The following is a 13,781-nucleotide window of genomic DNA, read 5'->3' on the forward strand; positions in this document are numbered from 1 at the left end:
TGCGTTCCCAGCCACGCCGGCAGCTGTTCGAGCCGCGCGTCGTGCCCGGGCAGCCGGTCGGTGAGCAACTGGTAGCCGGGTACCGTCCGGAACGAAGCCTAACGAAGCCTAACGAAGCCTAACGAAGCCTAACGAAGCCTAACGAAGCTGAACGAAGCTGAACGAAGCCACAAGCTGACCGCGCGCCAGGTCGTCCTGGACCAGCGCGTACGGGCCGATGGCGACACCGAGTCCGGCGACGGCCGCCTGCAGCGACGGATAGAAGTGCTCGAAGGTCTGCTCGCCGCCCACGGCGAACCCGGCGCCGACCAGTCGCCGCCAGTGTGGCCACGCCTCCGGCCGGATCCGGGTGTGCAGGAGCGTACGCCCGGCCAGCCGAGCGGGATCCGACAGCCCGACGGCGAGGTCCGGGCAGCAGACCGGGCGGATGTACTCGTCGAACAGCGGCGTCCGGACGATGTCCGCCGGCACGGCGAACTCCGCAACGCCTGATGGCCGCGTCGACGCCGTCCCGGGCGAAGGACACCGGCCGCCCACGGCCGACAGGTGCAGGGTCAGGCGCGGCTGCTACCCGGCGAGCTCGGGCGGCCGCGGGATCAGCCGGCGCGTCAGCAGCGTCGGCTCGCACGACAGGACGAGCGGGCCCGCCTCACCGTCCCGGGCGACCTGCCGGGCCGCGGCGCCGATCCGGTCGAACGCGTCGCGTACCACGTCGGCCAGCCGAACGGCCGCCGCCGTCGGCGCAGCCGGAACAGCTCAGCCGTGAGGACCTTGCCGACATGACGCCCGAGCAGATCAACGAAGCGAGGGTTGTCGGAGAGCTCGCCTGATTGGGGATGACCACTCAGCATCCCTTGGGCAGCGGCTTCACACTGTGGCGTAATTGGAATTATCCAAGCTCAGATGGTCGGGGAATCGAGTGTCTGATGTGGAGTGACCGGAAATTTAAAGATTCCCGCGAAATCCCAAGCTGGGAGGGGCCCAAGGGCTGTCCCGGTAATCGGGGGCCAGCTGGGGCACCTCCCGCGACTTGGTAAGGTTCTCCGCATTTGGGTGGCCTGGAGGCGTCGAGGGCCTCAGATCACATGGAGGTCGGACGGTGCGGTTCGTCTGTCGGAACTTTGGGCTGTCGGATCTGCCGCGGCGCGGACTCACCCCGCAAGAGGCTCCCCTGGAAGTGCTACTCCTCGACATCGAGGCAGAGCTCTCCGTCTGGGAGCAGGGGCGGGTGGTGTGGTCTGAAGAGGCGTTCCCCGTGGCCGAGCTGGCGTACCACCTGGCGCTCTGGCTTCAGAGGCCGGCTGCTGGCTATGAGAACTTCGAGCTTGAGTCGATGCAGGCGGAGGAGGGGCTGATCCGAATCGTGAACTCCGATGACGGCTGGCAGGTCGGCTCCATCTACACGCCGGACTTCTGGACCTCTCCTGTCACCTGGGATGTCTTGGTGGCGGCGATCAAGCAGTTTGACCGCTCCGTGCGAGAGGGTATTGCCGCTATGGGTATCGAGCCCACCTTCATCCCGGAACCCTGACGGCCGTTCCAGCCCTGTTGCCCACAGTGGAATGATCGTGGTGTGGCTGGTTTGATCACGGCGCCAGAACCGTCCTGGATAGCGCCGTTTACCGGATTGAACCCGCGCTGCTTCGGTTAAGCTCGTGACTGCGCTGCGCCGCAAGGGCGCGGACGCCGTCCGGCGTGGTCGGCCATGGAGCCTGCTATTGCAGGACCGTGCCCTTGTTGGTCGCAGCATACTGGCGTACCAACTTGACGCTGCGCCAACTGGCCCCGCTGTTCGGGATCTCGAAAGTCCGCGGCCGGCCGCATCATCGACCACGTCGGCCCCCTTCTCGCACTCCGGCTACGTCGCCGGTTCCGCAAGGACACCATCCTCATCGTGGACGGGACCCTGGTTCCAACGCGTGACCACACGGTGGCTGAGCAGTCGGTGGCTACCGCGGCACTGGGCCGGTCATCCCGCACCGTCGCGACGCCGTCTGACTCGTCCAATCGATCATTGCGGGACAAGCCTTAGGCAGACTTTCGGGAAGTGGCCGCAGCAGGATCGATGAGCGACCGCCGAGCCCCGTTTCGGCACGCCGTGCCGCAGGTGATCGAACTCCTAGAGCTCGTAACACGATCTTGTTGAAGTGCCCAGGTCGGGCGTGACTGGTGGGTCGATTCGGCCGCTCGTGGGGGTGTAAGTAACCGCCCGTGGATCGTGGACGACGACTTGTGGGCGCCGATCGAACCGCTGCGCGGTCATGGCGGCCATCTGCCGGTAGGCGAGGACATGGGCCTCCGTGTGCCAGGTACCGCCCACTACTCCGTGATACCGTGTAGCAGTACTTGGTACTGCGCAGTACCAGGAGGACCGAAGAGGACCCGCGATGGACGATCTGACGGAGATGCTGAAGGGCACGCTTGAGGGCTGCGTGCTTCAAATCATCGGCAGCGAGGAGACCTACGGGTACGCCATCACGCGTCGGCTGAACGAACTTGGCTTCACCGACGTCGTCGAGGGGACGATCTACACCATCTTGCTGCGACTGGAGCGGAACGGGCTCGTCCAGGTGACGAAACGACCATCCGGACTGGGGCCACCGCGCAAGTTCTTCGCGCTCAACGACGCAGGGCGCGAAGAACTCGCGACGTTCTGGGCGAAATGGGAGTACCTCTCATCACGAATCGACAGGCTCAAGGAGGGCGGGCGATGAACTTCTGGGAGACCATTACGGGCAGCGACCTCACGAGGGAGTGGAAGGCGTTCGAAGCCCGGGCCGAGGAATTGCCGGCCGACTACCGGGCGGCGTGGGAGCAGATCAAGTACTACGTCTCCCCCTACTCGGGCTTCACGGGTCGCAACCTGATGCCGATTTTTGACGGCGTCCTGGGGCTGCTCGAGGAATCAGCGGCGGATGGGCAGAGCGTTCACGAGGTGCTCGGCGACGACATCGCTGGCTTCTGCGCGGCGCTGACCGGCGGAGAAGGGGCTCGGAGCCATCGCGACCGGTGGCGCGAGCAGTTGAACAGGAACGTCGCAAAGAAACTGGGCCGGCTGGGAGGCTGATGTGGGCATCCAAGACATCATCCAGGGCAAGAAGGAGTGGCGGGCGCATCTGGCGCGGGTGCAGGCGCTGCCGCCGGACTACCAGATCGTCTACAAGGAGATGCAGAGGTACTTCTTCAAGGTCGGGCCGGTCGACTTGCATGACGGGCACCTGCTCTCAGGGATTGTCGATTTCTTCGAGGGGGGCGTGGCGGCCGGCAAGGGAGTCCTGGAACTCATCGGCAACGACGTCGCCGCCTTCTGCGACGACCTGATCAAGGACTCGCGCACCAACGCGGACATCTATCAGGAGTCCATCAGCGGGGAGCCCGGCACGGCCGAGAAGTAGGATCCGTCGACGCTCGTGCCCGGCGCAGGAACGCGATCGCATGTGAACGCGCCATCCACCGCCATCGGGGATGCGACCGACTTTCTGGACATCGACGTGGACAATGTGCCCTGGTCGACGAGCAATGATCTTCTGGGGTTCCCTGTTCGACGCCCCGTTTGGGTCGATGAACCGGCGCCGGTTCAGCCTAAGCTGGCCAGCTGTCGGCTCACGGTCCGTCGGCTGATGGGTGTCCCGGCTTGTGTGAGCTCGCATGAGATGCGGGCTGCCGACCACTTGTGGGCGCGTCGGGGCACCTCGACCTGGGCTACTACTTCGTCTGGGGTGGCTGTCGGCTGGTGTCGTGGCGTCGAGGAGCGGTCCAAGAGCCCGATCTCGCCGAATCTGCGGTAGCGGTTCACCCACTTTGAGGCACAGGCCCGGGAGATTCCCATCTCGGCGGCGACGTGAGCCATGGGGCGAGTTCGGCAGCGCTCGACGAGGCGGCGGCGCCCTTCAACGGACAACGGCGCGTTGCGGTGAGTGAAGCGACTCACCGCGCTTGTGGGGAGGCGGGGCCGTGGTGGCCTCCTTCGGCCGTGATACGTGGGCGACGGGGAAGAGCAGTACGCCACAGGTGGCGACCAGGATCCAGCCCGGGCGGGAGGCGTGTGCGAGCCCCGTCGGGCTGGTGGCCGTGACCAGGCTGCCGGCGAGAGCGATGCCGAGGGCGGAGCCAAGTTGCCGTGCGGTGGAGGTGATCGCCCCGGCCACGCCGGCACGGGCGGGTGGCAGTCCATTGACCGCGGTGTTGGTGATCGGGGCGTTGGCGAAGCCAAACCCGATGCCGATGAGCGAGTATGCGGCCAGAAGCAGGAGCACGCTCGTGTGCGGGGTGAGCCGGACCAGGCAGAGCCCGCCGACCGTGATGAAACCGCCGGCAAGGAGCAGCGGCAGCCGCGGTCCCGTGCGGCCGACCATGCGGCCGGACCAGGGGGCGCAGACGGTCGCTCCGACGGCCAAGGGCAAGGTCGCCACGCCGGCGGCCAGCGGCGTCCATTCCCGGGTGTGCTGCAGGTAGAGGGTGTTCAGCAGCAGTGTCATGTTCAGGGCGACGAAGACCGTCACCGCACCCACGACGGCACCGCTGAAGACCGGGCGCCCGAAGAGCCGCAGATCCATCAGCGGCTCACGTCGGCGGGACTCGACCCACACGAATCCGGCTGTCGCCGCGGCAGCCCATGCGTATCCCGCCAGCGCCGCAGGCGACGTCCAGCCGATGCGCGGCCCTTCGATCAGGAGGCCGACCACGACTGCGAGGACCATGGTCAGCAGGACCTGGCCGGGCAGGTCGAGCCGCCGGGCCCGCTGTGCCCGGGACTCCGGCACGAACACCGCACTGAGCAGCAGGGCGGCCGCGATGACCGGCGCGTTGATCCAGAACAGCGCCCGCCAGCCGAGCCCCGCGAGCAGCGCGCCGCCCGTGACGGGACCGGCGGCCATGCTCAGCCCGAACACTGACGCCCAGATGCCGATCGCCTGCGCCCGTTCCTTCGGGTCTGGCATCGCGTTCACCACGATCGCGAGCGCCACGGGGCTGAGCATCGAGGCGCCGATGCCCTGCAGGGCGCGGGCCGCGATGAGTACGCCCGCCGACGGGGCGAGCGCGCAGACCAGTGAGGCCGCGCCGAACACGGCCAGCCCGCACTGGAACACCCGGCGGCGTCCGAAGCGATCCGCCAGCGCGCCGGAGGAGATCAGGAGACTGGCCAGGACGAGGGTGTAGGCGTCCACGATCCATTCGAGACCGCGCGTGTCGACATCCAGGCCGCGCCCGATGGCCGGCAGACCCACATTGACGATGGTGGTGTCCAGGCCCACCAGGAACATGCTCAGGCAGCAGACGGCCAGTACCGTCCAGCGCCTGCGCGCACTCAGCATGGGCTGAACAGGGTGAGTCGTCGCGGTCAAGGTCCACCTCTCACGTCCGGGAACACTGCCCGGCAAGGATCGGACCGGACGACGACCACAGCCCATCGATTTTGCGAACACTGCAAAACTGGATCCATGAACACAGGATCCAAGGACGCGGAGCTGGAGCGGATTCTCGACGGCATCGGGCCCCGGCTGCGCAGGCTGCGCCGGGAACGGGGACTCACGCTCGAGGCACTCGCAGCCACGACCGGGATCTCCGTCAGCACACTGTCCCGGGTGGAATCGGGCAAGCGGCGCCCGACTCTGGACCTGCTCATCCCGCTGGCACGGGCGCACCACGTCGCACTCGACCAGCTGGTGGCGGCGCCGGCCAGCGGTGACCCTCGGGTGCACCTCCGGCCCCTGCACAAGGAGCGCGGGAGCGTCCTCGTGCCCCTGACGCAGTACCCGGGCCGAGTCCAGGTCTTCAAACAGGTACTGGCACCCCGCCAGCCGGAACTGGTCACCCACGAGGGCTACGAATGGCTCTACGTCCTCGCCGGTCGGCTACGCCTCATCCTCGGGGCGCAGGACTTCACGCTGCGGCCCGGCGAAGTGGCCGAGTTCGACACCACCGAGCCCCACTGGTTCGGCCCCGCGGACACGAGCACCGTGGAGATCCTGCACCTGTTCGGTCCACGAGGAGACCAAGCCATCGTCCGCGCCAGACCGTCCACAACCGATCCCGCCCCGCCGACCGCCCCAAACCCACCGTCAACAACGTCATGACCCGCAACACCTGGCTGTCCTTGAGGGGGAAGTGAAGCGTCGTATGTTCATCAACGCTATGGCGACCACTGCCATAGCGCCGTGGTCGCCTCAGACCTGCTCACTGTCGGTTTCGCTGCTCGCTTACAGGGTGGCCCGTCCGTGGATGAGTGGGAAGGCAAGCTAACTGCGTACGGCACCGACTACATGAGCATTTCGCCGCCGCCCGGACCGGCGCCCGGCGCCGCGCCGTCGTCATCGCTCCCGCCTTCCCCGGCGAGGGCAGGACCACCGAAGGGACCGTGCAGCTGGCGCACGGCGTGCCGGTGCACCGCACCGGGTACGCGGACGACCCGGCGCACCCCGTCCGCTGCTCCGACCTGAGGACACTCGTCGCCGACGCAACCCCGGTCCCGCCCGAGCGGACCGAGCGGCTGCCGGCACTCATCGCCGAAGGCCGCACGCTGCTGTGTTCGGCGCGCTCCGACGGCGACCTGGACCGGGTCGTGGCCGCCGTGCCCCGCCTGGACGACGTGCTCTGGGTCGGCTCCCCGGGGCTGGCCGCCGCGCTCGCCCGCCGCTGCGCCACCGCGCGCCCCTCCCCGCCGGCCTTCGTCCCCGAAGCCCGACGGCCCTTGGTCGTCGTCGGCAGCGCCAATCCCGTGACGCGCCGTCAACTCACCCGGCTCGCCGGTACGGACGGTGTCGGCGTTGTCGTCCTGAGCACCGGCCCCACACCGAACGGCGCTGCCGGCGACGCCGCCGCGGCCGCCGCTCTGCGCGCCCTGCCCGACCCCGTCCGCACCCTGCGGACCCCCGATGGGCGTACCGCGCCCGACGAGGTCGCGCTGCTCGCCGCGCGTCTCGCCGCGGCCGTCCGGCCGCTGGTCGAGGAGGGTGCTGTGGACGGACTGCTGCTCACCGGCGGTGAGACCGCCCGCGCCGTACTCCGCGCCCTTGGCGTCCCGGCCCTCGAACTCGTCGACGAACCGGAGCCCGGCGTCGCCCGGGCGCTGCCGCCCGGCGCCCCGGGCTGCCCTGTTCTGATCAAGGCGGGTGGCTTCGGGGACGAGGACACCCTGCTGCGGCTGTGCCGGCTGCTGACCCGTCCGTACCCCACGGGAGATCGCGTGTGAGCGCTACCCGGGCGGCTGCCGCCCGACCACCTCGGCCATGTCCCGCAGCGCCTGCTCCCAGTCCAGGAACCGCACCGCCCGGTCGTCGATGTACGCCGACGCGGGCAACTTCCAGCCGGTCACCAGCAATTGGCCGCGGCGGTTCCACATGCGCCGGTGCCGCGCCCCGGGGGAGTCGGCCACCACCTCGAACCCGTACCCCGCGAGCCAGTCCGCCACCTGCGCCGGATCCCGTGTGGTGTACACGAACACCGCGTACTCCCGCATCAGGATCCGCAGCGCCTCCATCGCGCCGGGCACCGGTTCGTCGTAGATGCTGCCGTCCGCCCAGCCTCGGCGGTAGGCGTGGATCACGCCGTCGAAGTCCACGGCGACGGTCGTCATGGCGCGCTCACGAGGTGGTTGCGCTGAGCACGGCGTCGAGGTCGTAGCTCACCGGCTCCTCCAGTTGTGCGTACGTGCAGCTCAGCGGGGAGCGGTCGGGGCGCCAGCGGCGGAACTGCGTGGTGTGCCGGAACCGGTCGCCCTGCATGTGGTCGTAGGCCACCTCGCACACCCGCTCGCAGCGCAGCGGCACCCACACGGCCAGGTCCTTGCCGCCCGACCAGCGGCTGGGCGCCCCGGGCAGCCGGGCCGACTCATGCGCGGCCTCGTCCATCCAGGCGCCCCACGGGTGCCCTGCGGGCGAGGCCATCCGCAGCGGTTCCAGCTCCTCGACCAGCTCTCGCCGCTGCCGCATGGGGAACGCCGCGCACACCCCGACGTGCTGGAGCCGCCCGGCCGCGTCGTAGAGCCCGAGCAGCAGCGAGCCGACCACCGGACCGCTCTTGTGGTGGCGGTAGCCCGCCACCACGCAGTCCGCGGTCCGGGAGTGCTTGATCTTGTACATCACCCGGGCGTCCGGCTGGTAGGGCTGGTCGAGCGGTTTGGCGACGACTCCGTCCAGGCCCGCGCCCTCGAAGCGTTCGAACCACTCCTGGGCCAGCCCGGCGTCGGTGGTGGCGGGCGCCAGGTGGAGCGGCGGGGCCACTGCGCCCAGCGCCTCGACCAGCGCGGCCCGCCGCTCGGACTGCCGGGTGGCGAGCAGCGACACCTCGCCGAGCGCCAGCAGATCGAAGGCGATGAAGCGGGCGGGGGTCCGCTCGGCCAGCAGCCGCACCCGCGAGTCGGCGGGGTGGATGCGCTCGGTCAGCTGGTCGAAGTCCAGACGGCCGTCGTGCGCGATCACGATCTCGCCGTCCACGACGCACCGGTCGGGCAACTGCTCCAGGAAGGCGCCGACCAGTTCCGGGAAGTAGCGCGTCAGGGACTTGCCGGTCCTGCTGCCGAGGACGATCTCCGTGGCGTCCCGGTGCACGATGGCCCGGAACCCGTCCCACTTGGCCTCGTACAGCATCCCGGGTGGGATCTTCGCCACGGGACGGGCCAGCATCGGCTTCACCGGAGGCATGACCGGGAGGTCCATGCCCCGATTCTGCGCCTCCCGGCGCGGTCGCGCCCGACGTGGCGGGCCGATGTGCGAGCCGCCCGCGGCGGGCCTACGGTGACGGAATGGGCGAAGCAGTGCAACTCGAGGCCGCCGGGCACACGATCCGGCTGTCGCATCCGGACAAGGTGTACTTCCCGGAGCGCGGTTTCACCAAGCTCGACGTCGCCCGCTACTTCGAGGCCGTCGGTCCCGGGATCACCCGTGCCCTCCGCGACCGCCCCACCACCCTGGAACGCTTTCCCGACGGCGTCGGCGGTGAGTCGTTCTTCCAAAAGCGCGTCCCCCAGAACCACCCCGCCTGGCTGCGGACGGCCAGGATCTCCTTCCCCAGCGGCCGGCACGCCGACGAGCTGTGCCCGGCGGACCTGGGCGCCGTGCTCTGGGCCGTCAACCTGGGCTGCCTCACCTTCCATCCCTGGCCGGTACGGAGCGGCCGGCTGGACCACCCCGACGAACTGCGCATCGACCTGGACCCGCAGCCCGGCACCGGGTACCCGGAGGCCGTGCGCGCCGCGCACGAACTGCGCGAGCTTCTGGACGGCCTGGGGCTGCGCGGCTGGCCCAAGACCTCCGGCGGCCGCGGCCTGCACGTCCTCGTGCCGATCGAACCGCGCTGGACGTTCACCGAGGTACGGCGTTCCGCGATCGCGCTGGGCCGGGAACTGGAGCGGCGGATGCCCGGGAAGGTCACGATCAAGTGGTGGAAGGAGGAGCGGGGCGAGCGGATCTTCGTCGACTACAACCAGACCGCCCGTGACCGGACGGTCGCCTCGGCCTACTCGGTGCGGCCCCGTCCCCGTGCCCCGGTCTCCGCCCCGCTGCGCTGGGAGGAGCTGGACGAGGCCACCCCGGCCGACTTCGATCTGGCCACCATGCCCGGGCGCTTCGCCGAACTCGGCGATGTCCACGCGGACCTGGACGACCACGCGTACTCGCTCGACGGGCTGCTGGAGATGGCCGCCCGCGACGAGCGGGAGCACAGCCTGGGCGATCTGCCGTATCCGCCGGACCACCCGAAGATGCCGGGGGAGCCGAAACGGGTCCAGCCCAGCCGCGCCAAACGCCGGACCGACTGAGCACAGGCTCGCCCGGACGTCTGAGCACAGGCTCGCCCGGACGTCCGCCCGGACGTCCGCTCGCGGCCATCACCCCTCGCGCCGGTCGACGACGCGGCGGATCTTGCCGACCGAGCGTTCCAGGGTCTCCGGCTCCACGATCTCCACCTCGACGGTCAGGCCCACCCCGTCCTTGAGGCCCTTGGCGATGGCCGCCGCGGCGGCCTCCCGTTCCTCCGGACCGGTGCCGGCCCGGGCTTCGGCACGGACGGTCATCCGGTCCGTCCGGCCGTGCCGGGTGAGCAGCAGCTGGAAGTGCGGGGCCACGCCCGGCGTACGCAGCACGATCTCCTCGACCTGACTGGGGAAGATGTTCACCCCGCGCAGGATGATCATGTCGTCGCAGCGGCCGGTGACCCGCTCCATGCGGCGGAAGGCGGGCCGGGCGGTGCCAGGCAGCAGCCGGGTGAGGTCGCGGGTGCGGTAGCGGATGACCGGCAGTGCCTCCTTGGTGAGAGACGTCAACACCAGCTCTCCGCCGGCGCCTTCGGCCAGCACCTCGTCCGTGACGGGGTCCACCACCTCGGGATAGAAGTGGTCCTCCCAGATGTGCGGCCCGTCCTTGGTCTCCACGCATTCCTGGGCCACACCGGGACCGATGACCTCCGACAGGCCGTATATGTCCACCGCGTCGAGGTCCAGACGCTCCTCGATCTCCCGGCGCATCTCCTCGGTCCACGGCTCGGCGCCGAAGATGCCGATCCGCAGTGACGTGCCGCGCGGATCGACACCCTGGCGCTCGAACTCGTCGAGGAGTGTGAGCATGTACGACGGGGTGACCATGATGATCTCGGGTTCGAAGTCCTGGATGAGCCGCACCTGACGGGCGGACATCCCTCCGGAGGCGGGGATCACGGTGCAGCCGGCCCGCTCCGCGCCGTAGTGCGCGCCGAGCCCTCCGGTGAACAGGCCGTATCCGTATGAGATGTGCACCTTGTGGCCCGGTCTGCCGCCCGCGGCCCGGATGGACCGGGCGACGACATCAGCCCACATGGACAGGTCGCGCTCGGTGTAGCCGACGACGGTGGGCTGCCCGGTGGTGCCGCTGGAGGCGTGGACGCGCCGCACGTCCGCCAGGGGCACCGCGAACATGCCGTACGGGTAGGTGTCGCGCAGATCCGCCTTGGTGGTGAAGGGGAAGCGCGCCAGATCCGCCAGCGACCGGCAGTCCCGTGGGCCGACACCCGCCGCGTCGAACTTCCGCCGGTACAGCTCGACATGCTCGTACGCGTGCAGCAGCGTGGCCCGCAACCGCTTGAGCTGGAGCGCCCGCAGCTCCTCACGGTCCATCAGCTCCGCCGGGTCCATGAGGGCCGCCGGGAGGGCGGGCCCACGCCGCGCCGCCGCGCCCGCCGGGGTGGTCGTCGCATCGCCGCTCATCGCCGTTCTTTCACCTCCACCTCGTACAACGAACCGACCGAACATTCGGTACGGGTCGTGGTGAAGTCAATCCGCGCCCGAGCCGCGCGTCAAGAGGTGTGCACGCCCTCGCCGCACGCCACACACTGGAGGGGGAGCGGCTGGAGAGGTGGGCCGATGCGGGAGTGGACCTGGTCCTACGAGGGCTACGAGCCCGCCCAGGAGCGGCTGCGGGAATCGCTGTGCACGCTGGGCAACGGCTACTTCGCCACCCGCGGCGCCGCGTCCGAGTCCGTCGCGGACGAGATCCACTACCCGGGAACGTACGCCGCCGGCTGCTACAACCGCCTCGTCTCCACCGTCAGCGGGCGGCGGGTCGAGAACGAGGACCTGGTCAACCTGCCGAACTGGCTGTCGCTGCGCTACCGCCTCAAGCCCGCGGACGGCCCGGCGGGCCCCTGGCTCTCGCCCGACCGGACCGAGCTGCGCGACCACCGGCAGACGCTGGACCTGCGCGAAGGCACCCTCACCCGGCAGTCCTCGTACGAAGACCCGCACGGGCGCAGACTCCGCGTCGAAGAGCGGCGGCTGGTGCACATGAGGGATCCGCATCTGGCCGCGCTGCGCACCACGTTCACGGCCGAGAACTGGGCGGGTGCGATCGACATCGCCTCCGCCATCGACGGCACCGTCACCAACACCGGAGTGGAGCGCTACCGCGAACTGGGCTCCCGGCACCTGACCCGGACGCACACCGGCGCCGTCGAGCCCGACACGGTCTGGCTGCGCTTCCGCACCAGCGCCTCCGACCTCCGGATCGCCATGGCCGCCCGCACCCGGGTGACCGAAGGAGTCCCCCCGGTCTCCCGGCCCGACCTGACCCGGCGGCGGGCCGCCCGGACCCTGACCGCCCCGATCGCCGCGCAGGGCTCTGTGACCGTGGAGAAGACCGTCGCGCTGCACACCTCCCGCGACCCGGCCATCAGCGACCCGCTGCGGGCGGCGGTCGAGCGGGTCAGGCGCGCCGCCGACTTCGCCGGCCTGCTGGCCGTCCACCGCACCGCGTGGGAGCAGCTGTGGCGGCGCGCCGAACTGGAGGTGCCGGGAGAGGCGGGCCGCATCCTGCGCCTGCACCTGTTCCACGTCCTGCAGACGCTCTCGCCGCACACCGCGGAACTCGACGTGGGCGTACCGGCCCGCGGGCTGCACGGCGAGGCGTACCGCGGCCACGTCTTCTGGGACGAGCTGTTCGTCCTGCCCTATCTGAACCTGCACTTCCCCGAGGTCTCCCGCGCGCTGCTGCTCTACCGGCACCGGCGGCTGCCCCGGGCCTGCCGGGCCGCCGCCGACATCGGGCGGGCCGGGGCCATGTTCCCGTGGCAGAGCGGCAGCGACGGCCGCGAGGAGGCCCAGGTCCTGCATCTGAACCCGCGCTCCGGACACTGGCTGCCGGACCACTCCCGGCTCCAGCGCCACGTGGGCGCCGCCGTCGCGTACAACGTGTGGCAGTACTGCCAGGCCAGCGGTGACACGGACTTCCTGCACGCCAAGGGCGCCGAGATGCTGGTGCAGATCGCCCGCTTCTTCGCCGACCTGGCCGTACTCGACCCCGTGCACGAGCGCTACCGCATCCGCGGCGTCGTCGGCCCCGACGAGTACCACGACGCGTATCCGGGCGCCGCGCTGCCCGGACTGGACGACAACGCGTACACCAACGTCACCGCCGCGTGGGTGCTGGCGCGCGCCCTCGACCTCACCCGCGACCTTCCCGAACCGCGCCGCCGCGAGCTCTTCGAGCGCATCGAGCTGGACACGGCGGAACTGGACCGCTGGGAGGACGTCTCACGACGGCTGCGGGTGCCGTTCCACCAGGGCGTCATCAGCCAGTTCGAGGGATACGGCGACCTGATGGAGCTGGACTGGGACGGCTACCGGCGGCGTTACGGCGACATCCGCCGCCTGGACCGCATCCTGGAGGCCGAGGGCGAGACGGTCAACCGCTACCAGGCGTCCAAGCAGGCCGACGCCCTGATGCTCGGCTACCTCTTCTCGCCCGGCGAACTGGCCGGGCTCTTCGGGCGGCTGGGCTACCACCTCGACGACGAGACCTGGCACGCGACGGTCGGGTACTACCTGCACCGCACCACCCACGGATCGACCCTGAGTGGACTGGTGCACGGCTGGGTGCTCGCCCGGGTCCGGCGCGCCGACGCCTGGCGGTTCTGCCAGGAGGCGCTGACCGGCGACGTCGCCGACATCCAGGGCGGGACCACCGCCGAAGGCATCCACCTCGGCGCCATGGCCGGCACCCTGGACCTGGTGCAACGCGGGCTGACGGGCCTGGAGACCCGTCAGGACGCGCTGTGGCTGGACCCCGTCCCGATGCCGGAGCTGTCCGAGTACGGGTTCTCCCTGCGCTACCGGGGCAACTGGGGCGTCAGCCTGCAGATGAGCCGCGGTCAGGTACGGATCGCCGTCCCGGCGTCGGACCCGGAACCGATCCGCGTGGTGCTGGCCGACCGCGAGGTGACCGTGGAACCGGGGGAGTCCTCGCAACTGAGGCTGCCGCCCGACGGCCTCTGATCACTTGCACATGCATCGCACCTGGTCAGAGCTGGTATCACGG

The 13,781-nt window shown here is 70.1% G+C and carries 14 protein-coding genes and 2 pseudogenes; 9 read left to right on the plus strand and 7 right to left on the minus strand.

The window, feature by feature from the left end:
- Positions 1 to 138 precede the first annotated feature (138 nt).
- Complete coding sequence (locus ACQUSR_RS32285; RefSeq protein ID WP_431046742.1) at positions 139 to 471, minus strand: LysR substrate-binding domain-containing protein; 333 nt, start codon at positions 469 to 471, stop codon at positions 139 to 141.
- A gap of 96 nt (positions 472 to 567) precedes the next feature.
- On the minus strand, positions 568 to 711 hold the full coding sequence (locus tag ACQUSR_RS32290; RefSeq protein ID WP_431046743.1) for a hypothetical protein: 144 nt from the start codon (positions 709 to 711) through the stop codon (positions 568 to 570).
- A 388-nt stretch (positions 712 to 1,099) separates the two neighbouring features.
- On the opposite strand from ACQUSR_RS32290, the gene ACQUSR_RS32295 reads away from it, so the two are divergent.
- The 5 genes and pseudogenes from ACQUSR_RS32295 (at position 1,100) to ACQUSR_RS32315 (ending at position 3,395) form a co-directional block, all read left to right on the plus strand.
- Positions 1,100 to 1,531, plus strand: a complete 432-nt coding sequence (locus ACQUSR_RS32295) for a hypothetical protein (protein ID WP_431046744.1) — start codon at positions 1,100 to 1,102, stop codon at positions 1,529 to 1,531.
- A 42-nt stretch (positions 1,532 to 1,573) separates the two neighbouring features.
- A pseudogene (locus ACQUSR_RS32300) lies at positions 1,574 to 1,945 on the plus strand (helix-turn-helix domain-containing protein); the annotation flags it as partial.
- 442 nt (positions 1,946 to 2,387) lie between these two features.
- A complete protein-coding gene (locus ACQUSR_RS32305) occupies positions 2,388 to 2,714 on the plus strand; it encodes a PadR family transcriptional regulator (protein WP_431045929.1) in 327 nt (108 codons plus the stop codon).
- Positions 2,711 to 3,067 carry a DUF1048 domain-containing protein gene (locus ACQUSR_RS32310; RefSeq protein WP_431046746.1) on the plus strand — a complete coding sequence of 119 codons (357 nt, stop codon included), beginning with the start codon at positions 2,711 to 2,713 and terminating at the stop codon, positions 3,065 to 3,067. Before ACQUSR_RS32305 ends, ACQUSR_RS32310 begins: the two co-directional genes overlap by 4 nt.
- 1 nt (position 3,068) lies before the next feature.
- Positions 3,069 to 3,395: a DUF1048 domain-containing protein gene (locus ACQUSR_RS32315; RefSeq protein ID WP_431046748.1), complete on the plus strand. Its 327-nt coding sequence runs from the start codon at positions 3,069 to 3,071 to the stop codon at positions 3,393 to 3,395.
- A 42-nt stretch (positions 3,396 to 3,437) separates the two neighbouring features.
- Here ACQUSR_RS32315 and ACQUSR_RS32320 read toward each other — a convergent pair.
- Positions 3,438 to 3,931, minus strand: a pseudogene (locus tag ACQUSR_RS32320) (helix-turn-helix domain-containing protein); the annotation flags it as partial.
- Positions 3,891 to 5,315: an MFS transporter gene (locus tag ACQUSR_RS32325; protein WP_431046750.1), complete on the minus strand. Its 1,425-nt coding sequence runs from the start codon at positions 5,313 to 5,315 to the stop codon at positions 3,891 to 3,893. The pseudogene ACQUSR_RS32320 and the gene ACQUSR_RS32325, both read right to left, overlap by 41 nt.
- Positions 5,316 to 5,441: 126 nt before the next feature.
- Here ACQUSR_RS32325 and ACQUSR_RS32330 point away from each other — a divergent pair, with 126 nt between their 5' ends.
- Together ACQUSR_RS32330 and ACQUSR_RS32335 are read left to right on the plus strand one after the other, a co-directional pair.
- Positions 5,442 to 6,077, plus strand: coding sequence for a helix-turn-helix domain-containing protein (locus ACQUSR_RS32330; protein WP_431046752.1), 636 nt, complete (start codon positions 5,442 to 5,444; stop codon positions 6,075 to 6,077).
- 149 nt (positions 6,078 to 6,226) lie between these two features.
- Positions 6,227 to 7,192 (plus strand): nucleotide-binding domain containing protein, encoded by a 966-nt coding sequence (locus ACQUSR_RS32335; protein ID WP_431046753.1) that lies wholly within the window; start codon positions 6,227 to 6,229, stop codon positions 7,190 to 7,192.
- 3 nt (positions 7,193 to 7,195) lie between these two features.
- On the opposite strand, the gene ACQUSR_RS32340 is transcribed toward ACQUSR_RS32335, so the two are convergent.
- The gene (locus tag ACQUSR_RS32340) at positions 7,196 to 7,576 is read right to left on the minus strand and encodes a hypothetical protein (RefSeq protein WP_431046755.1); all 381 of its coding nucleotides are present in this window, start codon (positions 7,574 to 7,576) and stop codon (positions 7,196 to 7,198) included.
- Positions 7,577 to 7,583: 7 nt separating this feature from the next.
- Positions 7,584 to 8,657, minus strand: coding sequence for an ATP-dependent DNA ligase (locus ACQUSR_RS32345; protein WP_431046757.1), 1,074 nt, complete (start codon positions 8,655 to 8,657; stop codon positions 7,584 to 7,586).
- An 86-nt stretch (positions 8,658 to 8,743) separates the two neighbouring features.
- Here ACQUSR_RS32345 and ligD point away from each other — a divergent pair, with 86 nt between their 5' ends.
- A complete protein-coding gene (gene ligD / locus ACQUSR_RS32350) occupies positions 8,744 to 9,757 on the plus strand; it encodes a non-homologous end-joining DNA ligase (RefSeq protein WP_431046759.1) in 1,014 nt (337 codons plus the stop codon).
- A gap of 69 nt (positions 9,758 to 9,826) precedes the next feature.
- Here the strand turns inward: ligD and paaK are convergent, their stop codons facing one another.
- Positions 9,827 to 11,176 carry a phenylacetate--CoA ligase PaaK gene (paaK, locus tag ACQUSR_RS32355; RefSeq protein ID WP_431046761.1) on the minus strand — a complete coding sequence of 450 codons (1,350 nt, stop codon included), beginning with the start codon at positions 11,174 to 11,176 and terminating at the stop codon, positions 9,827 to 9,829.
- A 156-nt stretch (positions 11,177 to 11,332) separates the two neighbouring features.
- Here paaK and ACQUSR_RS32360 point away from each other — a divergent pair, with 156 nt between their 5' ends.
- Positions 11,333 to 13,738 carry a glycoside hydrolase family 65 protein gene (locus tag ACQUSR_RS32360; protein WP_431046763.1) on the plus strand — a complete coding sequence of 802 codons (2,406 nt, stop codon included), beginning with the start codon at positions 11,333 to 11,335 and terminating at the stop codon, positions 13,736 to 13,738.
- Positions 13,739 to 13,781: the final 43 nt, after the last annotated feature.

It is taken from the genome of Streptomyces sp. P1-3 (assembly GCF_050613155.1).
In the GTDB taxonomy this organism is placed as follows: Bacteria; Actinomycetota; Actinomycetes; order Streptomycetales; family Streptomycetaceae; genus Streptomyces.

What these genes read in the sequence shown, in the direction of transcription:
- ACQUSR_RS32305 (WP_431045929.1), top strand. Translation starts at nt 2,388, where the DNA reads ATGGACGATCTGACGGAGATGCTGAAGGGCACGCTTGAGGGCTGCGTG.
- ACQUSR_RS32310 (WP_431046746.1), top strand. Translation starts at nt 2,711, where the DNA reads ATGAACTTCTGGGAGACCATTACGGGCAGCGACCTCACGAGGGAGTGG.
- ACQUSR_RS32325 (WP_431046750.1), bottom strand. Translation starts at nt 5,315, where the DNA reads ATGCTGAGTGCGCGCAGGCGCTGGACGGTACTGGCCGTCTGCTGCCTG.
- ACQUSR_RS32330 (WP_431046752.1), top strand. Translation starts at nt 5,442, where the DNA reads ATGAACACAGGATCCAAGGACGCGGAGCTGGAGCGGATTCTCGACGGC.
- ACQUSR_RS32340 (WP_431046755.1), bottom strand. Translation starts at nt 7,576, where the DNA reads ATGACGACCGTCGCCGTGGACTTCGACGGCGTGATCCACGCCTACCGC.
- ACQUSR_RS32345 (WP_431046757.1), bottom strand. Translation starts at nt 8,657, where the DNA reads ATGGACCTCCCGGTCATGCCTCCGGTGAAGCCGATGCTGGCCCGTCCC.
- ligD (WP_431046759.1), top strand. Translation starts at nt 8,744, where the DNA reads ATGGGCGAAGCAGTGCAACTCGAGGCCGCCGGGCACACGATCCGGCTG.
- paaK (WP_431046761.1), bottom strand. Translation starts at nt 11,176, where the DNA reads ATGAGCGGCGATGCGACGACCACCCCGGCGGGCGCGGCGGCGCGGCGT.
- ACQUSR_RS32360 (WP_431046763.1), top strand. Translation starts at nt 11,333, where the DNA reads ATGCGGGAGTGGACCTGGTCCTACGAGGGCTACGAGCCCGCCCAGGAG.